Raw genomic sequence first — 21407 nt, forward strand, 5'->3', positions numbered from 1 at the left:
CTGCGTGGTTCACGCCGGATATTCCTCCGCCTGTAAACTGACGTCTGAGGCGACCCGGCGCAAGAGGTCCGTAGGCCCGAATGCGGGATCAGCGCGCGGGCATCACCGCCGCCCTTGGCCCTGTTGGATGTCGGATCACTGCCCGACGGGTCGAAATGCAGCGGTTTTTGTCATACTCTGATCCTGAAACCGGGCCGCGCCAGACGCAGGGCGGCGTTCTCTGGCAAAGCCCTTGGTGGCAATCGGGATCGGCAATGCATCTCAAACCCAAGCTGCAGACGCGACAAACACAAAAGCTGTCAATGACCCCGTCGCTGCGTCAGGCCATCGGCCTGCTGTCGCTGAGCAATGGGGACGTGACAAGAAAGCTTTGGCGCGCCGCACGCACAAACCCCTGCATCGGCATACGCCCTCCGCATACCGACAGGGGCATCGAAAATCACGCCGCGCCGGAAAGCCTCGTTGCGCATGTCACACGTCAGATCGGCGCGAGTTTCCGGCAGGCCCGCACCCGGCGCATCGCCATGGCCCTGCTGGATGCTCTGGAACCATGGGGCTGGCTGGGGCAACCGCTGACACAGGTCGCGCAGGTGTCCGGCTCTGAGCTCGCAGAGGTCGAAGCGGTATTGACCCGGATGCAGGGGTTCGAACCAACCGGGATATTTGCCCGGTCGCTGGCAGAATGCCTGAGGCTGCAAGCGGCAGAGAACGGTCAGTTGGACCGGTTGATGATGCAGGTACTGTCCCATCTGGAGCTTGTGGCCAAGGGCGACTGGACACGCCTTGCCGAAGCCTGCGGCGGTACTGAGGCCGCGATTGTGGATCGGGTTGGGGCGCTGCGGGGGCTTGATCCCAAACCCGGCCTCCAGTTTGGCGCAGGCCCGGTCACGCCGCCCGGCGCTGCCGACCTGCTGGTGATGCTGCAAAACGGCATCTGGACAGTCGTTCTGAACCCCGCATCCCTGCCGGAAATCACCACGCTGCCGGGTATCGATGCACAGGCGCGTCGCGAGGCCGACCGCCTGAACACCGCTCTTGAACGTCGCAATGCGACCATCCTCGCCGTCGCAACCGAGCTCGTCAGCCGGCAGGCTGCCTATCTGGATGGTGCTGATGCCCCTGCCCCCCTGACGCAGGTAACGCTCGCGGCATCGGTTGGGCGACATCCCAGCACGGTTGGCCGGGTCATGGGGGTGCTGACCGCACAGACGCCGCGCGGGCATATGCCCTTGCGCGGGCTCATGGGGCGGTCGGTGCGGGGGACAGGCCTTGGCGTCGACGAATTGCAGCACAGGATCGCCCGGCTGATTGCGGAAGAAGATCCTGCAAACCCGCTGAGTGACGCACGGCTTGCCGGTCAGTTGTGTGCCGCCGGTATTACGATCGACAGGCGCACGGTTGCAAAATACCGCGCGTCGCAAGGCGCGCCACCGGCTGCCGCGCGCCGACGGGTGGGTCCAAAAACACCCACCTGAACCAACGCTCTAACCCGCTCGCTTCACGGGACAATTCGCATCGCGCCGCGGCCGACAGACACGCCCGTGGGGCGCATTCCACCCACCCCGCGCGCCGCGTTCTCAGGCAAAATCGATTATTAACAAAGCCTTAACCCTTTCCACACGTTGGCACGAAAATTGCATCTACCACAAGCAGTTGCCGATCCTTCCGCGGAGGGATGGGTGCCACGCATGTGCAAGTGTTTTCGAGGATCCTGCAACGTTATGCCGCCACCGCTGCCTCTTGATGATGCGATAAGCGAAGTCCTGAACGTGCACCTGAGCGCGTTTGTACCCGGTGCCGTGGGGGCACTGCCCAACAACAGCGTGCAGTTGGTGTCTGTTAAAGGGCGCCGGCTGGGCCTGGGCGACCGGCGCGGCGCTGAAACCCGGTTGGGTGTGCCGGTCGCCGCCCTGCGCGGGCTGCATATCGACGGTGTCGCGCGGATCGAACTATGGGATATTTCGCCCAACGCGGTCGACAGCGGCATGGAAACGGTGCAGGCCAATGTCATGGGCGCCAGCGCCAGCCTGCGCAGCGCCGGGTTCCTTCGCCTCGCGGTGTCGGACAGTGGTCCGGCAGAACATGTGCCTTCCCTGAATGCCTGGCGCAAAGCGACCGATCTGCCGTTCCTCTACGAATATCACGGGCGCGACAACGATGATGCGGAGAGCTTCATTGTGCGTATTCCCATCCGCTCCGATCTCGAAGAAACCGGATCACCCACAGGCACCGTGGACACGGTGATCGACGACATGCGCCGCTGGGACGACGATGGCGCGCCGTCACTGATCGTGAGGTCCACTGGCGGGGCGCGCAAGGTACGCGCCAAGGCAATCCTTGGCATCGGGTTTCTGCCCGGTGGCTTTACCGGCGGCGCAGTCACGCTGGAGCGTGGTGTCGCGGGGGCGCCAGGCGCACCGGTCGTGCATGGCACGCTCGATGCTTTTCTGGATGCCGTCGGCGATGGTGACGCACCGCAACTTCAGGCACAGGTCAGCTTCCCCAGCGTAGCGGCCTTTCTGACCGCGCTTGGCCCGCCCGGCGACCCGTTCGATCTGGGTGACTGGGACAGCGATGCCGTCAACGACATCTACATCCCGCATCTGAGACAGTTTCCGCGTCCGATCACGCTGCGATCCGGGCGGGATTTTCTAGCCATTCGTCATGACGCGCCGGCCTTTGCTGCGCCTGCCGTTCTTTACCTCCGCGTGGACGCGGATCACCAGAGAGCTGGCTGACCCTATCGGGACAGACGCCAGCCAGACCAGGAGAATGCCATGGAACAGATATTACCCGGCGTGTCGGTTGCCGTCCGCCCAGAAGGCCTGATCATCCCCGGTGTCGTGTCGATCAGCGCGATCGGAATGGTCGGCACCGCCAGCAAGGGACCGGTCAACGAACCTGTCATCATCGGCTCCACCGCGGAGGCGCGGGAGGTGTTTGGCGAGGCCGATGCCTTCGACCCGGACAACCCCGGCGACGAACTGACCCTGATCCGCGCCATCGATCTGGCCTATGACCACGGCGCGCGCGATGTGATCGCTGTTCGGGCCTCGGTGCCGGAAGGTCAACCCGGTGTGGCTGAACACGCGAGTTTCACCGTGCAGTCCGCCGGCGGCGATTGCTGCACCTTGCTGGCCAAAACCCCCGGAAACTGGGGCAATGATCTGGGTATCAACATCTCGCCGGCGGAGGAAAACGCCGTGATCGCGGATGAAACGCATAACGGTCCCGTACCGATTTCCCTGACCCACACGCAAATCGTGGAGAGTGCGCGCAACCGCATTGCCGTCTTGGCAAGCGGATCGACCGTGGCGGTGGACCGCACGGTTGTCGTTGGTGCGGCGCCTGCTGCAGGCGAGGTGCAGGTGGACCTCGCAACCGGAGACCTCACCTTTCCTGCCGGCGAAGAACCGGGGGGCGCCGACACCGTCATCGCCACCTATGTCGTGCGGTCGGACGACGCGGTGAAAGTAACACTGCGCCACGATCTGAACGAAGAGACCTTCACCGCCGTCAACGGGCAGCATCTCGCGGATCTGCTGGAAGATTCCGATTTTGCCGAACTGGACGGCACCGCCGGTAACCCCAACATTGGCGAGATACCCACCGCTTTTGCCACAACCACGGAATTCCAGCTTTTTGGCGGCGGATCGAACGGCGCTGCCGGTGCCAGCTACAATAACGGCTTTGAAGCGCTTGCCAACGAACCGGCCTTCATCATCGTCGCGGCCGGGCAGGACAATGGCGGCACGATTGGCGCAGACCTGACGGCGCATGTGACGTCCGCCAGTTCCGACACCAACAAGCGTGAGCGCATCGGCGTGATCGGATCACCCTTCGAGGCTGATCTTGACGACATCCTCGGCCATACGCTGAACAGCGACCGCATCGTCTTTGTCGCACCGGGTGTCACGGTGTCCGACGTTGTGACCGGTGAGCCGGTCACGCTTTCCGGTGGGTATGCCGCGGCGGCCGTCGCTGGCATGATTTCCGGGGCGCCGATCAACCGCAGCCTGACCAACAAGGTACTGTCCGTCGCCGGGCTGGAAGAAGAGTACACCCAGGCCGAATTGCGGCGGCTGGTGCAGGCCCGTGTTCTGGCGCTGGAGAAAAAGCTGGGGTTCCGAACCGTCAAGGGGATCACCACCTCGACCAACACCGCCTGGCACCAGATCACCACGCGGCGGATCGTGGATTTCGCGGTGTTCGGCGTCCGCTCTGCGGCCAACCCGTATATCGGCCTGCTCAATAACGAGCGGGTCCGTGCGGCGATGCAGTCGACCATCAACAGCTTCCTCGCCGAAATGGTCATCGACGAACAGCTGGTCAGCTACGAGCTGGAGGTCACCGCCACCCGCGATGACGAAATCCGCGGCATCGCACGGGTCACCATCGTGCTGCGCCCGACGTTCAGCATCGATTTCATCAAAGTCACGATGTTCCTCGAATAGGGAGACGAAAAAATGGCAAACACCAATGTATTCACCGGTGGCGACGCGACGCTGACGCTTGCGCCGCTCGACACGCCGCCGGGCGGCGATGCGGAATCGATCATCTCCCGCTACGAAATCGCGACAGCAGTGGGGCGCGTGACCGGCGTGCGCTTCACGGTCGACACCGATCTGCGCAGCTTTCACGAGATCGGCTTTCGCCATGTCACATCGCTGCACGAAGGAAACATCGACATCTGCGGCGAGGCGGACAGAGCCTATATCAACGGCGCGCTGCTGGGTCTTCTGATGGGGCGGAAATCCTTTCTCGACAACAATCAGCGCACCTTCCAGCCGGAATTCAACATGACCCTGCAACTGAATGACCCAGCGGTCGTCGGGCAGGCAAGGTTGACGCTGAATGGCGTGAAATTCCAAAGCTGGGCCTTTGCGCTTCCCGAAGATGACATCGTGATGGAGAAAGTGAGTTTCCGCGCCAAGAGCGTCGATATCGCCGATTTCGATGATGACAGCGGCGTGTCGGCAGGCCCGGCCTTCGTTGATCAGGAAGGATGAGGGAAACCATGACACTTTCAGGCGAAGAACTGCTGGCTGGCGCGTCGGCGCGGCACCTGCACGACATCCCGCCCGAGCATCTTGGCACAGACGACGGCGCGGCACCGGCTCAGGTCGAACTGCGCCCGCTCACTGTGCGGGACTTGCAGGTGATCGCGCGGGCCTCGAAGGAGGATGAAAACCTGTCTGCCGCGCTGATGATCCAGCAGGCTCTGGTGGCGCCGGAGTTGTCGCTGCGCGACGTCGAACGGCTGCCAGCAGGTCTGGCCCGGCACCTTGTCGATCAGATCAACGCCCTGAGCGGCATTGATCTGCCGCAAAACGCGCTGGAGGAGATGGTGCAGGCGCCGCTGGCAAAGGCCTGTTTCGTGCTGGCACGCGAATTCGGCTGGACCCCGGAGGAGGTGAGCGGAATGACGATCGGTCAAATCCTGCTCTATCTGGAAATGGGCACGCGCGAGGCACAGGCCGGATGACCGGGCCATTGGCATCCGCCGCACCCTCGCGGTTGCGCAAGGCGGCACAGGCGGGTGCCGGTCGCGGTGCGGCGGTGTTTCTGCGCCGACTGCGGGCGCAGACGGTGGTGTTGGAAAACTGGCAGCGCGCGGCCCGCCAGCATGACTGGTTGCACAAGGATACCAGGCTGCGGCTGGGGCCACCTATGGGCAGCGGGTTGCATCATTGGTGCAGCGCGCCGCTGGCGGAAACAGCACAGGAAGCCGCGCCAAGGCCCTTGGGTAAAGCGCCGATCAAACCTGCGACACCCGTGCCACCAAGGCGTCAACCGTCATTTCTGAAACCGTCGCCCAGTAAGGCCACTGCCGTCGCGCCCGGCGCCGGCGCTGACATCAAGACGCTGCCTGCCAAGGTTGGCGGCGGCAGGTTAAGGCTGTGGTCGAAAACAGAGGCGTCCTTTCTGGAAAAGCCTAGTGGGTCACAACCATCAGCAATTGCCCTTGCGCGGAGGCCACGACCGGGACGCAGCCCCTTGCCCGATGCCGGAATTGACTGGAAAGAACCCCTCAGGTCCAAGGCAATGCAAAGGTTATCCGCGCATGGCGTGCCACAGGACAGGCCCCGCGGCTTGTCAGATGTCTGGGAAAGGCCGGTGGCAGGTATTGCCGCGCCAATCGCTCTTCTGCGGCACCTTCTGTCGCCGCCACCCCGCGCCACCGGGCAAAACACCGCTTCACGCCCCGGGACCGCAGCACAGTTTTCCGCCCTCGGCACGGCGCCCATTCAGCACCCCGGCGACCCGATGGCACACCCCCGTGAAAAGGTCCGGCGCAACCCGCAGTTTGCCGACACCCCACCCAACGAAAGGGTCGGTCACCCCGCACCGCAGCCATTACAGGACAGTTCGGCACAGAGGCCAGCGATCCCCCAACTGGTGGACCCGGCACCTCCGGACACGCGCGACCCCCTGCACCGCGACACGCTGGCACCGCCGCCGCATCACACACCCGTACCCCTGCCCCCGCAGCCGGACCTCACCCCGCCGGTTGCCGCGATCATCGCGCCCGCCGACCGGGCGGCCCTGACCCGGGCGCAGGGCGCAGTGGAAGATGAGCCACCGGAGCCCGCGCCCCAGACCACCCGCACCATGCCGCATCCGCCGCGGTTCGACCGCGCCGATCTGGGCGACGCGCTTGCCAAAATTCTGCGCGACGAGGCGCGGCGCCACGGCATAGACGTATGAGGAACCGATATGCGCCCCATGCTTGACGAAATAGCCCTGCCGCAGGTCCAGACGCTCAGGCTGCGTGATGCCAGGGCGCTGGCCGAGCATCGCGCACCGCAGATGCAGGGCAGCTACTTTCAGAACATGGGGCGTCACGCCACCGCGATCCTCGTGGCAGGCGTGGCCAGCGGACCGGACGCACAGCAGGTGCTTGGCACCGTGACCGAGCTGTTTGAGGCCGGCGATCCGATCCCCTTCGTCGCGGACATCGTGGCGGATGCCGAAATTGATCAGGTCATTATAGACGATTTTCGCACCCGCGAAGTATCTGGCAAGCCGGACCGCTATGCCTACGCGCTGGTGCTTAGGGAATTTCAGGAACCGGCAGAGCCCGAGGCCATTGGCCTGCTCGATGACGACATTCTGGACGAGGCCGAAGGGCTGCTGGACGGCATCATCGACGGGCTTGATCTGATGCCCGATTTCGCCACCGGACTGGAGCGTTTCGTGGCGCCGCTCAGCGGGTTGCTGGAACGGTTGCAGCAACTTAACGGCGGCGGCCGCACGTAACCGCCACCACACAAAAGGAGAAGAAGCATGGCAGACAACCTGTTTGAAGACCTCAAGGAAGTTCTGCAGGATTTCAAGGACTTCCTCGACGAAAAAGTGAGTGTGATCCAGCCGGCGATTGCCGCGTTGCGATCCATCATCCCCGATCAGATCGACAGTCTTCTGGACACGCTGATCGACTTGATGGGCAAGCTGAAAACCGAAGTGCAGAACCTCGACGTCAGTGCCATTCCCGGCCTGGCGGAAGCGGCCGAGTTTACCGGGCAGGTGAAAGGTTTCGTGGATGCCGCCAAGGCTCTGCTGCCTGACAATGCGGACGATTTCGATGCGGTGTCCGATATTGCGGATGTCGTGGGCGGGCTTCCCTCCATTGACGAAGTGAAAGGTGAGATTATCGCATTGATTGATGCGATCGTGGGCCACCTCAACTCGCTGAAAGCGTAACGGAGAGGCTCGGAACATGGCGCCACCGATCCGCCCGATGCTCGGAGAGATCGAGCTTCAGCAGGTCCAGCTGATCCAGCTGGACGAGGATCAGGTATTGACCCGCCACGATGTTCCCGCCCTTGAGGGCGACTTCTTTCAGCGGCTGGGACAGGCGGGGGCCGCGATCGAACTGACGGGTGTGCAAAGTGGACCAGAGGCGCGCGAAGGTCTGAACGGGCTTCGGGAAGCCTACCGCGCGGCCGCGCCGCTGACCTTTGCCGCCGATATCGTCAGCGCCACCGATCTCGAAGACGTACTGATCGAGAGGTTCGAGATTGCCGAACAGGCCGGGTTGCCCGATGCCTTCGAGTACCGCCTGCGGCTGCGCGAATACACCGAAGCCCCCGAACCCGAGCCGGAAGTGCCCCCGCCGCCACCGCCACCACCACCCGTGACCGAGGACGAGGGCGTTCTTGTCGTCACCGTCATCAAGGAGGGGGATCCGGGCTTCGATCCCTCGGGCGTGAACGTCACCGTTGCAGGCACAACCCAGGACGGCGAAGAGATCAACGACCGCCCGCTGACCAATCGCGAGGACAACCGCTGGACAGAAGACCCGTTTCCGGCCGGCAGCTTCACCGTTCGGGCCGCTGCGCCCGGTGCCGCCGCCGACGGCGGAGATCTTTCCGGTGTTGCCACCGCTGCGGTCCGGGCGGGAGAGACCACCGAGGTCGAGATCGTCCTGCGCGACACCGCGGCGCTCGCACTGCGGTTCCTGGTGCATTTCCGGTTCGACAGCGCCTTTGTCGAACCCTGCCTGAAACATGTCTTGCGCCAGGTCGCCGGATTTGCCGCCGACAATCCGGATATGCGCCTTGTGACGGTCGGGCACACGGATCTGACGGGATCGAACGCTTACAATCAGTCCCTGTCAGAGCGCCGCGCGCGCAGCGTCTTTGCCATGCTGCGGTTCGGCAATGATCCGCAGGCCGCCATCGACGAATGGAACGAGATCCGCCAGATGCGGACACCGGGCACCACGCTCAGCCTGCGCGACAGTTGGGGTACCCGGGAATACCAGCAGATGCTGCAGGATCGCGGTTTCTACCAGGGTCGGATCGACGGCGATCACGGACCTTTGACAGACACCGCGGTACGCGATTTCCAAACGGCCAACGGCCTGCCGCCCACCGGTGCGATGAACGGCGCGACATGGCCTGTCCTGATCGAAGCCTACCTCTCCGCCGAAAACCTTTCCGTGCCCGATGACCGCTTCCTGCCCAACTGCCCCGGCGAAATCCTGAAGTGGCTGGGCTGCGGTGAACTGGACCCGGTGCGCAATGAAACCTTCGCCTGGCGTCCCAACCGGCGGACCGAACTGCTGTTCACCCGCGCGACGGACCTGCCAGCGGACGTGGCTGAGCCTGATACAGTCAACCTACCGTCACCCGGCAGCGTCGCGGGCGGATGGTGTCTGAACGACAGCGGTACGACAACCCGCTGCTGCTTTGTCGAACCCAACCTCAACAGCGCCCGGCACGAGACCTGCCCGGGCACGTTGCCTCGCGGTGATCCACTGACCCGTCAGGCGGCAGAGCCGAGCCCAAGCTTTGTGGTGCAGGGGTCGATCCGGTTCGAGGACGGCACACCCTACACCGGCGCATTTTTCATCACGGCGCCGGATGGCGAGTATATGGACGGCGAGCGGCCCAGCAGTTCCGGCAGCGGTCGCGCCGGAACCCCGCTGCGTCGTCACCCCGAAGCCGACGGATCCTTCCAGTATCCCGACAAACCGAAAACACCGGGCATTTTCATCCTCGAACTGGATGCCGATGTGGTGGCGCGTCCGGTTGGCGCCCCCCTGAGCGAGGCGAAGGGTCCGGTGGTGTGCATGCGTCTGGCCAGCGGTGCTGATCACTTTGACGTCGTGATCGTGGATCGGTCCGTCGCGGAGGTGGTCCCACGAATCGAGCTGCCCAGACCAGTCGGCGCGCCGCCAACCGGCGGGCCAGGCACGGACCCCGTCGAGAATGTCGTGGTGCTGAAACGGGCCCATACTTCGCCGGCGCGGCGCCCGGTGGTGTTCCTTGCGACCCCGAGTTTTGAAGGCACGGGGACGGTCACCATCGAGCAGGGCGCCGATAAGGTCCGCCTGTTTGACGCGCTTGTGGGCGGCAACGAACTGACCTTCGACGGCACCGACAATGTGTTCTCGGGCACCGATTTCGAGCTTCTGGGCATCCGGCTCTTTGCCGAAGGGGGCCCCACCCCCAGCGCGGCGCTCGACGATGTGGAAATCAAACTGCAACTGACGGTGAACGGCAGTCCCGGGTTCTCGACCACGCGCAGCTTGACCACGGTCAGGCTGACGCTCGATATCACCGAAGACCCGCTGTTCGCGGCGCTCGATCCTCCGGTGCTGCCGGAAGCGGAGAAGATAAACCCGGGCCGCCCGCTGCAGGTGCAAAACATCGGGCGCAACGCGCAACGTATTCTGCTGCTGGTGCGGCGCGCGGAACCGGCGGCCTTCGCCGGTAATCTGGAGCTGAACCGGATCAACCAGCGGGTTGCCCTCTTCGGGTCTGCCGACGAGATACCCGCAGCTGGTCAGACACCCGTGACACTGCCCCACAGCTTCGCCAATACGAGCGTGCCGGAAACGGCACCGCCCGTGCGGGAAATCGGTCTGCGTTTTTTTGCCGAGGGTGCGCAGATCAGCGCCGCCGCGCGTGACACCGGGTTCCAGCTCGGGATCGCCGGGTTGGAGCCTGATGGCGACCGCGTGATCGTCACCACCAGCAGTTTCGAGATCGTCAATCAGGCAACCGCTGCGGCGGCCGCCGTGGATTTCGTGCGTGTGGGCCTGTGGGACAACGCCTTCAACACGACCACGGGCGCCCTGTTGAACGGCGTGGCCGAGGCGGCGAATTTCGTGGGGTCGGACACCCGCCATTTCTTTGCCCGCGCGGTTGATCTGAATGGTGGCGCAGAAATCGACGCCGAATGGGGCACGCGGTTTGGCGACCAGTCCGATGACGATGTGCGCCCCGGTGTGGAAACGATCACCCTGCCGCCGTTGACAGGTGCCGCGAATACCTACGTGTCACGCGCGCTGATGCTTGTTACCGACACGCAGGACCGAAACCAGGCCACCAACAGCGGGCTGGCCGCACCGCATCTCGATGCCGGGGCCCGCACCCTGGGCCAAAGCAATCACCGGCTGCGCCGCATCACCGTCAGCGACGCGCATCCGCTCGATCATGAAACGATGCTTGAATATTCGCCGGGTGGCTTTGGCGGACGGCGCTACACCATGCGGGCCAGCAACCCGGTCTTTGACCGCGCACCCGAGGACCGCAGACGCATTCGAGTCCATCTGATCAACGTGCGTGACGTCGCGGGCGGCACCGGCGCGCTGACCAATGCCCGCCGCACCCATGTGTCCGACACCATGCGGGCGATCTACGCGGTCTGCGGCATCTTTGCCGAGGTCGATGAGACGGTGATCGATCCGCCCGCCTCCTGCACCGGCTGGCCAACCCGCTATACCGATGCGATTGCCGTCGATCCGGCAGTCGAGGGCTTCACGCTGCCGGGCGCGAACCTTGCGGCCTCACCCAGCCAGAATGATCTGATCGATGCCGTGCGCGCGCTTCCGACGTTCGATGCCAATGACATTTACATTGTCTTCGTGGCCCGCATTTACGCGCCGCCGATCCCCGCCCCCGCTACACCGCCCGCCGGGGGGCTGGTGGCAGGCTCCCGCGGACAGTCCTTCCCCGATGCCTGGGTCGCGGCAGGGGCGACAAGCGCGGGCTTTACCTTTGTCGGTGTGCGCGGCGGCGTCACCGACTTCACGGAGGTGCATGAGGTCACCCATGTCACCACCGATCTGCGCAATTCAGTGGGGGGGCATCTCGACCTGCCCGCGGCAAATGTGACCGACCGCTCGAACCTGATGCACAACGGCACGATCGATACCGCTGGCGTCGCAAGCACCAAACGGCTGTGGAACACGAATTTCAACAACCCTGGCATCGCGCCCCCCCTTATCCCGGCGCAAATCGACGCGATCAGGGCATCCCGATACGTGAGGCCATTCTGATGAGTGACATGAGCAACCTTCCTGCCGGCGTGCAGGATTATCTGATCTCCGAAGACGCGCTCCGGCGGGCGCAGTTGCTGCAGGACCATCCTCAACTGGCAGAAGAACTCAAAAGCCCGGAGGTGCGCGAGATCATCCTGGCATGGCTGGCAAGCGATCCGGCACGGCAGGCATCAAACGAAAGCCTGCTGGAAAACTGCATCGAGTTCCTGACCGCGGGGGCCGCGCCCGGGGAGGCGGCGGTTATCCGGCCGTTTTCGCTGCACGGCAACCAGCATGTACGCCTGCGCAGCTACGAGTTCCTCGTCAGCCTGTATTTCCCGGATCGCAACCGCGAGGCGCTGATGTCCGTTCTGCAGCTGATGCTGTCCGATCATAGCGAAACCGTTCGCAGGGAAGCCGCCGGATTCGTCCAGCGTGCCAACCTGTCCGGTGAAATGACGCCATTTCTGCGGGTGTGGCGCGACCGGGCGGAGGAAGACGGGCGTGGCGCCGAGGAAAGCTTTGAACTGATCAACCGACTGTTGACGCCGTGAAGGAGGCTGCAAGCATATGCTCACCCCGACATATAAAGTGACCCTTGGCGACCAGCGGGTCGACATGCGCGCGGAACCCCTGGCCAGCACACTGCTGGATATCGACGTGCGGCGCGATATGGCACCTCTGATCGACCGGTTTGACCTGACGATTGCACGGGTGGGATCGCTTGCGCCCAAGCGCGGCAATGACGCGGAGATCGCCCTGGGTTTTGCCGGTGCCGATACCGCACCCGTGACGGTGATGACGGGCGCGGTCGATCAGATCGACGCCGGGCCTGAGCGCGTGCGTGTTACCGGGTTTGGTGCCGGGCGGCAGCTGTCGCGCGACCGCGACAACCTGACGTTCCGCGACAAGACCGCCGCCGATATCGTGACCGAGCTTGCAGATGCATCCGGCCTTGCCGTTGCACGCAGCCAGACCAGCGAAGTTCTTCCCTATTTCGTCACCGACGCACGTCAAAACCGGTTCCAGCATATGACCGCCCTGGCCCGGCTGACCGGATTTGACCTTTATTGCGACACGGACAACGACCTTGTGTTCGAACCCTTCGGCAGCGGGCAGCGTGTCTTCCCTCTCGATCACGGCGAGGATGTGCTGGAGTATCAGGTCGAGCGGACGGTGTCACGCGCGGCAAACGTCGAAGCATGGGGTGAAAGCCCGGGCGCGTCGGCAGGAGCCGAAAGCTGGTCGTGGCTGGTGAAGGATTTCGAACCCCTGCGGGGCAGCGCCGGGACTGGCGCACCGCTGGCATTGCTGGAGCACAGCGCGCTGCGCACGGCCGAGGCGGCCCAGCGCGCGGCAGATGCCCTGCTGGCAAGATTGCTGAACCAGCGGCTGCGCGGTCAGGTCACGGTACTGGGCAACCCCGATATCCAGCTGGGCGACGCCATTCGCCTGCAGGGCATGCCCGACGCAGATCTCAACGCGACCTTTCAGGTGCGTGGCCTGCGTCACCGGATCAGCAAGGCAACCGGGTTCGTCACCGTGGTCCGCTTTCAATCCATCGGGGGGGCACCATGACCGACACGGTTTCAACAATTCAGGCCATCGTCCGACGCGAACTCGACGCCCTGCGGGTGACCGAAATCGGGGTTGTGACGGAAGTGCACCCCCATGCCGACGCCGGTGACAGCGACAATTACAGTTGCGATGTGCGGCTGAAGAACAGCGGGCTGGAGTTGACCCGCGTGCCCGTGGCCACCGGTCACATCGGCACCGTCGCGATCCCCAACCTGGGCGATCTGGTGTTGCTGGCTTTTGACCGGGGCAACATCAACCAGCCGATCATTACCGGACGGCTTTACAATGACGAGGACCGCCCGCCGATCAACACCAGTGACGAGGTGATTTTCCGCCTGCCTTTGGAGGCGGGCGACACCGAAACGATCAAGGCGGCGATCCGCAATCATCAGTCGGCATCGCCACCGCGCGAACTGATCATCGAGATGGCGCCCAAGATCACGCTTCGGATCACCGATGGCACGGTACGCGCGACCGCCGGTCCGTCGGAGTTGTTCATCGATCAGACAGGCGCGTCGGGGGGCACCGTCACCGTTGTCACCGGCGGCACAAAGATCACACTCGATCAGGACGGCGATGCCACCGTCGAGGCGGTGGGGGCGCTGACGATGAAGGCGCAGCGCGATGTGACCATCGAAGGGCTCAACGTTACCATAAAGGGCCAGATAAACACGACGGTCGAGGCCGGGGTGAACGCAAGCCTGAAAGGCGCCATCACTTCGGTCGAAGCCAATGGGTCCGCGACGCTGCGCGGTGCGGTCGTCGCCATTCAGGGCGTTACCAATTTCAGCCCGTAAGGAGGTGCGAACATGCCAGGATCCCCGGTTTCAATCGGTGCGGCGGTCATCGTGACCCCCGGTGCGGCCGGTCCGCCGGACAGCGGTGTGATCGTGGGGATTTTTCCGCCCTTCATCACGGCGGGCGGCATGCCGCTGGCGACCACCGGGTCCTTGTGTTCGATGATCAACTCGGTGACCGGCATACCCTATCCGCTGGTTATCGGGCCGATCGCCAGCAGCGGTGTGCGTATCGCGGGCAAGGCCCTGGTGCGCATGCTCGACCTGATCCCGTCACCTCCGGGGGTGCTGACCATTCTTGGCCCGCCGGCGGCACCCTACATCGTCGACGGGTGGCCGCCATGAAGACAGGAGGCACCCGATGAGCACCTTCGAAGACAGATTGGGCACTGACCTGATCCTGCTGAGAAACCGCCGCGCCCAGACGGATCGCGACCGCGGTCGCGATCTGGTGACTGCGGAACGGCCCGGCAGCGGCGGCATTGATCTGTCAACCGTGCACGGCGTCGAAAACATCTCCCAGGCCCTGTTGATACGGTTCCTGACCAACGAAGGCGAACTGGCCGAGCTGGGTCACCCGACCTACGGCTCACGGCTCTACCTGCTTATTGGTGAACCCAATACCGAGGCCAACCGGAACCTTGCCAAGCTCTACGCGCTGCGCACGGTGCAGAGCGAACCGAGGGTCGAGCGGGTGCTGAGCGCGGAGGTACGTCAGGGGCGCGCCGATCCCGCACGCGTCGACATCGACTTGCGACTTAAGATTCTGGGCGAGGATTCACCTCTCAACCTTGTCGTTCCGTTCTTTTTCAACACGGGGGTAGCGCCATGAATCCCGATACCGTTCACCTGATCCAGCGCAGTTTCGGCGAGGTCACGGATGACATCCTGACCAGCCTTGTCGGCGGGGTCGTCAACGAACCCGTCATCTTTGATCTGAAGTCCGATCTTTACCCCCTCGCCCAACCGGCCGCGGGTGTGCGCGGCCTGACCGGGCAGAAGGCGGACAACACCAATGCGGTCCCCGGCAATCACGCCTTCGAGCAGGGCATTGATTTCGCGTACGATCCCGACCTGGCCGCGATTCTCTGGCTCGACGGGGGTGCGCGACCCATCGACGGCAGTACCTTCTTTATCGATTACGTGCCCGCGGATGCCAGCTCTCCCATCACCGATATCAACGTGGGCGGCGTGGCCCGTACCCTCTCAGAGGCGGTCAGCCGCGAAATCGCCACGCTGTACCAGCAGCTGAACCGCGCCTACCGTTTCGGGTTCATCGACACGGCGGAAGGCACGGCGCTGGATCTGGTGGTGTCGATACTGGGGGTGCGGCGCAAGGCTGGTGATTTCGCGGTCGGGCTGGTCACCTTTTTTCGCGATCCGGCGGTCAACGGAGACGTGACCATCGCATCGGGCACAAAGCTAACGGCGAAGAATGGCGCGGTCGTGTTCGAAACCACCCAGCAACGCACGCTGCAACGTGGTCAGGCGCGTATCGACGTGCCGGTGCGCGCCGGTGTCGATTTCGCAGGTGAGGACGGTCAGGTCGAAGCCGGGGCGATCGACACTCTGGTCCGGGCACTGGCCGGCGTCGGTAAGGTCACCAACAATGAACCGACGATCCTTGGCGCCTCAGAGGAAACTGACGCGGAATTGCGGGCGCGGGCCAAGGCAGAGCTCTACAAGCTCGGCAACGCCACCCTGCCCGCGCTCGAAGCGGCCGCGGTCGACAACTTTGCCAAGGTCACCGAATTCTGGGACCCCAACGGGCCGGTGGCGCGGCGCACACCGCCGGGCGTCGTCACCCTGCTGGTCGAAAGTGAGCCGGAGCGGTTTGCCAGCGTCAAGGCCGCGGTCAATGATCAGCGGGCAGCGGGCATCGCGGCAACGCTTGTGGCGCGCTACGTGTTCGTCACCCCGCGGATCATTGCCGGGATCAAGCCGGGGCTGACCAGTGCAGGCAAGCAAAAGCTTGTTGACGAGATCATCGCGGCAGTGGCGGAATTTGTTGAACCGCTCACAAGTGGCGACCCGCTGAAGGGTGGCGACCTGATCAAGGCGGTCGAAGCGGTTGGCGATGTCCAGTCAGTCAATCTGGTCGACCTCCACACCTTCCGCACGGATGCGAGCCCGGCTGCGCCGAAAGACGTGATCGAAGCGCTGATCGGGTTTCTGGGGGCGAACCCGGCGCAGGAGGAAACCGCCCTGCGGGCCGAGCTCGATGCATTGCTGTTCGCACTGGACCCCGGTGCGCCGACCGGCAATCGCATCCCTGATCGCAGCCTGATCGTCACCGCTGACGGGACCGGCCCGGCGAGCGATGCCGACATCGAGGCCGGCAACTTCCAGGTCTTGGCAAAGCTTGACGGCGACCCGGCGTGGATCGTTGCCGACCTTACCGCGGTGGATATCGCACTGCAGGAGGCAGCGGGCTGATGGCAACCAAAACCCAGCGCATACTTGACCTGCTGCCCGGTACCTTCACCGCGCAGCCAGCCAATTCGCCTTTGGCGACACTGGCGCGGACCTATGGTCAGGAATTGCAGGGGGCGGAAAATGCGCTGGCGGCCATCATGCGCGCGCATTGGTGTGATCAGGCGGACCTCGGCGTCGCCGACTTCAGCGACCTGCCGAAATTCGCCGCGCTTTACGGCCTGGCACCGCATCCCGATGACGGGGTGGAGGAGTTCCGGCGGCGTCTGAAGCTGTGGGTACGTCTGATCCTCGATGGACCGGCGACAGTGCGCGGGCTGTTGCGCGCCACCTCCATCCTGACAGGTCTGGAAGTTGACGACAGTGACGCCGCCTTCGATGCGTGGTGGCGACGTGATGACGACAGGCTGACGACCACGCATGTCAGCCGTCGCGATGCAGGGCCCGCGATCTTCGGGGGCGACCGGTCCGTGGCCATCGGTGCCGATGCCACGCCTGCTCAGATTTCCGGCACCGTTGCGCTGCCGCAGGACGTCGATCTAAGTGAAGGTGCCATCCTGCGTGTTGCCTTCGACAAGGAACCCATGGTGGAAATCGATCTGGCCGCCGCGCCGCCTGCGGACAACCCGGACGCAATTTCCGAGCGGATCAACACGACACTGGGTGATCCGGTGGCAAGCCTTTCTGGCGGGCGGCTCATCCTGACCTCGACAACCAGCGGCAAGAAAAGCGCCCTTCATCTGGGTGAAGGACCCGGGGATGCCGCCGCCGTGCTGCTTGGGCGGCTTCCGTTGCGCTACCTCGGCACCGAGGCCCGGTCTGCACGGTTTGCCGGCGACGCTGATCTGTCGGCAGGTATTGATTTATCGCAGCATCGCTTCCTGAGGCTCCGGATAGACGGCACACATCTGGCTGAAATTGACTGCGCAGGGGCAGACCCTGCCACCACTACGCCAGATGAGATCGTGGACGCGATCAACGCCGCTCTGGGGGCGTCGGTTGCCAGTCACGACGGTCAGGTGGTGGTCGTGCAATCTCCCACCACCGGCATCGGCTCCAGCATCGCTTTCCAGCAACCCGCCGCGCAGGATGCCACGGCCCGCATCTTCGGCACCGTCCCGACAATCGTGATCGGCGCGCAGGCGGCACCGGGCACCGTGATAGGCACAACCGATCTCTCCGCCGGGGTTGACCTGAGCACCGGCAGCCGTCTTGTCGTCAGCGTCGATGACGGCCCGGCCTCGGAGGTCGACTGCGCAGGCCCAGACCCGACAAACACCCAGCTTCCCGAAATCGTGGCCGCCATTAATGAGGCTCTGCGCGCCGACATCGCGCGTCACAATGGCCGGAACCTGATACTCACCGGTCTGGACACCGGCGCAAGCGGTGCGCTGGAAATCGGACAGGCGGCACAGGGTGATGCGGCGCTGACGCTGCTCGGGCTGCCACCCCGGCGGGCGCAGGGGCGCGGGGCGCAACGTGCCCAGCTGCGCGGGACTGTGGACCTGTCGGACGGGATCAGCCTCGCGGCCCGGCCCCTGGTGCAACTGGCCATCGATCATCATCAGCCGGTCACGTTCGATCTGTCGGATGCGGCAAACACCGGACCGCTCGATGCGGCGGCCATCGCGGCGGCGATCAACGGGCTGGAGGATGCGCCGTCGGCCCGGGCCGATGATGGTTACCTGGTGTTGGAAAGCGCGCAGCCCGGTGGCACCGGGCGGATTGAGCTGCTGCCCCTTCAAAAGCCGCGCGCGCGGCGGTTTGTCAGCCGTGTGCCGATCCTCGAAGACGCCGCATACGCAGTGCTCGGGTTTCTGTCCGCCGAAGCCGAAAGCGCGGCGCCGACGAAGGCCCGGATCACCGGCGCGAAAAGCCTGACCCGCGGGGTCGATCTGGGTGCGGGCCGTTACCTGCGCGTCAGCATCGACGGGGCCGCCCCGGTCGAGGTCGATTGCGTCGGCATCCGCCCGCGCACCACCACGGCGGACGAGGTGCTCGGCGCGCTGAATGCGGCTCTGGGTGATGGGGTTGCCGCGCTGAGCAGCGATAACCGCCTCAGCCTAATGTCGCCCACCAGCGGGACCGGCAGCCGCGTTACCTTATCGCCCCCAAGGTTCACCGACGCCCTCGCGCCGCTTCTCGGGGTTGATCCTGTCACCGTGTTCGGCAGTGACGCGCGACAGGTGAGTTTCACGGGCACCGCCGATCTGTCTGCGGGCGTCGATCTGAGCGCCGCATCGCACCTGCGGCTGGCAATTGACGGCGGCGCGGCGCTCGAAATCGACTGCGCCGGACCTGATCCTGCCACAACATCGCTTGGGCAGATCGCCATCGCCATCAACATCGCCCTGGGCGTGAACGTCGCCAGCCACGACGGGGTGCACCTGTTGCTGACATCACCGACGAAAGGCACCGACAGCCAACTTGCCATCCTGACCCCGACGGAGAATGACGCAACCGCCACCCTTCTGGGCATTGAGCCGGAACGTCGCTATCAGGGTGCAGCGGCCGAGGCCGCGATGATCAGGGGGCTTGCGGATCTGGCGGGCGGCATTGATCTGACGCGGGCGCGCTTTCTGCGTCTGGGAGTGGACACGACCGGCCCCCTTGAGATCGACTGCGCCGCGACGGCCCCGGACCCTGCGAATGCCACCGCCGACGAGGTTGTCACCGCGATCAACGCGGCCGTCGATGGGCCCGTGGCCAGCGCGGTTGACGGGCATCTCGTTCTCAAGGCCCCTACGCCCGGACCGTCCAGTCGGTTGGTGCTGGAGCAAACGACGGCTGGCAATGCGGCACAGACATTATTCGGAGAGGGTCCTGTCGATGCGCAGGGCGAAGCCGCTTCCCGGGCGACCCTGACGGGCAAGGTTGATCTGCGCGCCGGGGTCGATCTCGGGGAACGCTCGGTCCTGCGGCTCTCCGTGAACGATGCGCTGCCCACTGACATCGACATTGCCGGCGAGGCACCCGAGGCGACGTCGCCGGACGAAATTGTCGAGGCGATCAACGCGCGGTTTGCCGACATGGCGGAGATCACTGCAGACGGTCAGCTACAGCTGGCAGCCCCCGATGGCGCCACCCTGTCACTGCTGCCGCCGCGCCACTTCGAGCTGGTGGAATACCCGCCCGAAGAAACGTCGCTCTTCGCGCCGGACCTCGTCCATGCCGACGCCATCTTTGTGGAGAATACCGGTGCCGTGGAAACGGTGCATGACGTGACGCTCGCAGCGGATGCGGGCGTGGAATCACCCGGGCTGGTCAATCTCGAAACCGGATGGGAGCTGCGGCTGCGGGACGCACTGCCGCCCGGCGCGCGGGGCGACATCAGCGTCCGCAGTGGAAGACTGAGGGCATCCATCACGAGGCCCGAAGACCAGCCCGCCCGCGCGGGGCGGGTTCTTGGGCTGCCTTTGCTGCCGCATCTCGATCACCCCCGGGACGAGAGCCGCATGATGGCGACCGGTGCAGATGGACGCCGCCATCTGGTCATCACCGGACATGTGGATCATGACACCATCAGACTGTCCGAACTATCGCGCCGCGACAGCGCGCCCAAGGTCCGGATGGGGCCTGCGACAACCCTGCCCGCCCCGTTGCCGTCAGACCTCGCCTTCGGAAGGCTGGTGACGGAGGGCACAGAACTGGCGCTGGCCGATCTGGACGGCATCAGAATTGCGCGTGTCGAACCCGTCACGTCGCAGCCGGTGCAGGCGCTTGTCGATCATCCCGTTGCGATTGTCGGTCAGCGTGTCGGCGCAGGGTCCGGCAGCCGCATTCTTGCCGAGGCGATCCACGCGCTTTACGATCTGCAGATCATCGCGACAGATGACCCCTCGGTCACCGAAGACTTCGGCGCTGTGGTGCTTGTCACCTCCGGGCTGCCGGAGCATCTGTCTGTTCTGCATCGGATCAATTCCGGCCCCGATCCGTCGACACTTGTGCGCGCAGAGGTTCTGGACCAGTCGGAGGCCGCGCATCTGCCGCGCGGCAACGGCAGGCGCCTTTATGTCGATTGTCTTGCGGCCCGGTTTGACGCGGCGGAGTTCGACAAGGCGCATTTCGCGGGTGGCAGGTGCCTTGAGCAGGGCATCTTCGACGTCAGCCGTTTTGCCGAAAGCCCGCGCGCGGCCTCGACCGCGGTATTTGCCCCCGCCTCCGGTGGCGGCGTGGCCGATGTCGGGTTCAACTGGCAAAGCCATGCCGCCGCATCCGCCCAGATCAACCTGCCGCTGGAGATGCCTGCACGCTACGGCGCCCGGTTCGACATGGACCGCTTCGGCCTGACCGAGGACGCCCCCGAGACCATCAGCGGCCTTGTCACCGAACCCGCCGGGGATGAGGATCACTTCACCAAGCGGCTGGACCCGGAAAAAGCGATCGAGGACCGCGACTCGCGCCTGCTTGTTGCCGCTCCAACCGATGCCGTGCCGATCGGGTTTGACGCCGCCATTCTGCCGTTTTCGCGCCCGAAATTCCTGAAGGGCGGTCGCGCCGGACAGCCCGCGCGGCTCTTTCTCAGTGACCCCGGCGTGCCCGGCTTCATTGAAGTGTCCGCCAGCGAGGCCGGTGCCCACGGCAACCGGATCTCCGTCGTGATCTGCGACAGCGGGCCGGGCCGTTTCGATTTGCTGGTCGCCTTCGACGGCGCCCGCTTCGAAAACGCCCGCCAGCGCGTGAATGGCCCGGCGCTGACAGGCATCCCGGACGATGATCTGGCCAAACCGGGACCACGCGGCGTGCAGCATCTCAAGGCCGCTGGGGTCCGCCTGTCAGTGACCCGCGACGGCACCCCGCCCGAAGATCCAAATTGTTAAGGAGAA

At 64.7% G+C, this 21407-nt stretch carries 16 protein-coding genes; all 16 read left to right on the top strand.

Annotation, left to right across the window (positions count from 1 at the left end; all coding sequences use genetic code 11):
* Positions 1-80 precede the first annotated feature (80 nt).
* The 16 genes from KX928_RS21795 to KX928_RS21870 all read left to right on the top strand — a co-directional run bounded on the left by KX928_RS21795 (position 81) and on the right by KX928_RS21870 (position 21401).
* A complete protein-coding gene (locus KX928_RS21795; RefSeq protein ID WP_219506976.1) occupies positions 81-1475 on the top strand; it encodes an RNA polymerase factor sigma-54 in 1395 nt (464 codons plus the stop codon).
* A gap of 246 nt (positions 1476-1721) precedes the next feature.
* Positions 1722-2738 carry a hypothetical protein gene (locus KX928_RS21800; protein ID WP_219506978.1) on the top strand — a complete coding sequence of 339 codons (1017 nt, stop codon included), beginning with the start codon at positions 1722-1724 and terminating at the stop codon, positions 2736-2738.
* A gap of 39 nt (positions 2739-2777) precedes the next feature.
* Positions 2778-4454 (top strand): phage tail sheath subtilisin-like domain-containing protein, encoded by a 1677-nt coding sequence (locus KX928_RS21805; protein WP_219506980.1) that lies wholly within the window; start codon positions 2778-2780, stop codon positions 4452-4454.
* A gap of 12 nt (positions 4455-4466) precedes the next feature.
* Entirely contained in the window at positions 4467-5009 is a 543-nt protein-coding gene (locus KX928_RS21810) for a hypothetical protein (RefSeq protein WP_219506981.1), read from the top strand.
* A gap of 8 nt (positions 5010-5017) precedes the next feature.
* Positions 5018-5485: a hypothetical protein gene (locus tag KX928_RS21815; protein WP_219506982.1), complete on the top strand. Its 468-nt coding sequence runs from the start codon at positions 5018-5020 to the stop codon at positions 5483-5485.
* Positions 5482-6708, top strand: coding sequence for a hypothetical protein (locus KX928_RS21820; RefSeq protein WP_219506983.1), 1227 nt, complete (start codon positions 5482-5484; stop codon positions 6706-6708). Before KX928_RS21815 ends, KX928_RS21820 begins: the two co-directional genes overlap by 4 nt.
* Positions 6709-6717: 9 nt before the next feature.
* Positions 6718-7260 (top strand): hypothetical protein, encoded by a 543-nt coding sequence (locus KX928_RS21825; RefSeq protein ID WP_219506984.1) that lies wholly within the window; start codon positions 6718-6720, stop codon positions 7258-7260.
* 27 nt (positions 7261-7287) lie between these two features.
* Positions 7288-7704, top strand: coding sequence for a hypothetical protein (locus KX928_RS21830; RefSeq protein ID WP_219506985.1), 417 nt, complete (start codon positions 7288-7290; stop codon positions 7702-7704).
* Positions 7705-7720: 16 nt separating this feature from the next.
* Positions 7721-11791: a peptidoglycan-binding protein gene (locus KX928_RS21835; RefSeq protein ID WP_219506986.1), complete on the top strand. Its 4071-nt coding sequence runs from the start codon at positions 7721-7723 to the stop codon at positions 11789-11791.
* Positions 11791-12327 (top strand): hypothetical protein, encoded by a 537-nt coding sequence (locus KX928_RS21840; protein WP_219506988.1) that lies wholly within the window; start codon positions 11791-11793, stop codon positions 12325-12327. Before KX928_RS21835 ends, KX928_RS21840 begins: the two co-directional genes overlap by 1 nt.
* 16 nt (positions 12328-12343) lie before the next feature.
* Positions 12344-13351: a hypothetical protein gene (locus KX928_RS21845; RefSeq protein ID WP_219506989.1), complete on the top strand. Its 1008-nt coding sequence runs from the start codon at positions 12344-12346 to the stop codon at positions 13349-13351.
* Positions 13348-14148, top strand: a complete 801-nt coding sequence (locus KX928_RS21850) for a phage baseplate assembly protein V (RefSeq protein ID WP_219506994.1) — start codon at positions 13348-13350, stop codon at positions 14146-14148. Before KX928_RS21845 ends, KX928_RS21850 begins: the two co-directional genes overlap by 4 nt.
* Before the next feature lie 12 nt (positions 14149-14160).
* Positions 14161-14493 (top strand): hypothetical protein, encoded by a 333-nt coding sequence (locus KX928_RS21855; RefSeq protein WP_219506997.1) that lies wholly within the window; start codon positions 14161-14163, stop codon positions 14491-14493.
* Between the two features lie 16 nt (positions 14494-14509).
* Positions 14510-14980 carry a GPW/gp25 family protein gene (locus tag KX928_RS21860; protein ID WP_219507005.1) on the top strand — a complete coding sequence of 157 codons (471 nt, stop codon included), beginning with the start codon at positions 14510-14512 and terminating at the stop codon, positions 14978-14980.
* Positions 14977-16584: a baseplate J/gp47 family protein gene (locus tag KX928_RS21865; protein ID WP_219507007.1), complete on the top strand. Its 1608-nt coding sequence runs from the start codon at positions 14977-14979 to the stop codon at positions 16582-16584. The genes KX928_RS21860 and KX928_RS21865 overlap by 4 nt, the downstream gene beginning before the upstream one ends.
* The gene (locus KX928_RS21870; protein ID WP_219507009.1) at positions 16584-21401 is read left to right on the top strand and encodes a hypothetical protein; all 4818 of its coding nucleotides are present in this window, start codon (positions 16584-16586) and stop codon (positions 21399-21401) included. The genes KX928_RS21865 and KX928_RS21870 overlap by 1 nt, the downstream gene beginning before the upstream one ends.
* The last annotated feature ends 6 nt before the right edge of the window (positions 21402-21407 follow it).

It is taken from the genome of Roseobacter insulae, assembly GCF_019375555.1.
Taxonomy (GTDB): Bacteria; Pseudomonadota; Alphaproteobacteria; order Rhodobacterales; family Rhodobacteraceae; genus Roseobacter; species Roseobacter insulae.

Excerpts from the sequence above, each read along its gene's own strand:
- KX928_RS21795 (WP_219506976.1), top strand. The coding sequence starts at position 81 with ATGCGGGATCAGCGCGCGGGCATCACCGCCGCCCTTGGCCCTGTTGGA.
- KX928_RS21800 (WP_219506978.1), top strand. The coding sequence starts at position 1,722 with ATGCCGCCACCGCTGCCTCTTGATGATGCGATAAGCGAAGTCCTGAAC.
- KX928_RS21805 (WP_219506980.1), top strand. The coding sequence starts at position 2,778 with ATGGAACAGATATTACCCGGCGTGTCGGTTGCCGTCCGCCCAGAAGGC.
- KX928_RS21810 (WP_219506981.1), top strand. The coding sequence starts at position 4,467 with ATGGCAAACACCAATGTATTCACCGGTGGCGACGCGACGCTGACGCTT.
- KX928_RS21815 (WP_219506982.1), top strand. The coding sequence starts at position 5,018 with ATGACACTTTCAGGCGAAGAACTGCTGGCTGGCGCGTCGGCGCGGCAC.
- KX928_RS21820 (WP_219506983.1), top strand. The coding sequence starts at position 5,482 with ATGACCGGGCCATTGGCATCCGCCGCACCCTCGCGGTTGCGCAAGGCG.
- KX928_RS21825 (WP_219506984.1), top strand. The coding sequence starts at position 6,718 with ATGCGCCCCATGCTTGACGAAATAGCCCTGCCGCAGGTCCAGACGCTC.
- KX928_RS21830 (WP_219506985.1), top strand. The coding sequence starts at position 7,288 with ATGGCAGACAACCTGTTTGAAGACCTCAAGGAAGTTCTGCAGGATTTC.
- KX928_RS21835 (WP_219506986.1), top strand. The coding sequence starts at position 7,721 with ATGGCGCCACCGATCCGCCCGATGCTCGGAGAGATCGAGCTTCAGCAG.
- KX928_RS21840 (WP_219506988.1), top strand. The coding sequence starts at position 11,791 with ATGAGTGACATGAGCAACCTTCCTGCCGGCGTGCAGGATTATCTGATC.
- KX928_RS21845 (WP_219506989.1), top strand. The coding sequence starts at position 12,344 with ATGCTCACCCCGACATATAAAGTGACCCTTGGCGACCAGCGGGTCGAC.
- KX928_RS21850 (WP_219506994.1), top strand. The coding sequence starts at position 13,348 with ATGACCGACACGGTTTCAACAATTCAGGCCATCGTCCGACGCGAACTC.
- KX928_RS21855 (WP_219506997.1), top strand. The coding sequence starts at position 14,161 with ATGCCAGGATCCCCGGTTTCAATCGGTGCGGCGGTCATCGTGACCCCC.
- KX928_RS21860 (WP_219507005.1), top strand. The coding sequence starts at position 14,510 with ATGAGCACCTTCGAAGACAGATTGGGCACTGACCTGATCCTGCTGAGA.
- KX928_RS21865 (WP_219507007.1), top strand. The coding sequence starts at position 14,977 with ATGAATCCCGATACCGTTCACCTGATCCAGCGCAGTTTCGGCGAGGTC.
- KX928_RS21870 (WP_219507009.1), top strand. The coding sequence starts at position 16,584 with ATGGCAACCAAAACCCAGCGCATACTTGACCTGCTGCCCGGTACCTTC.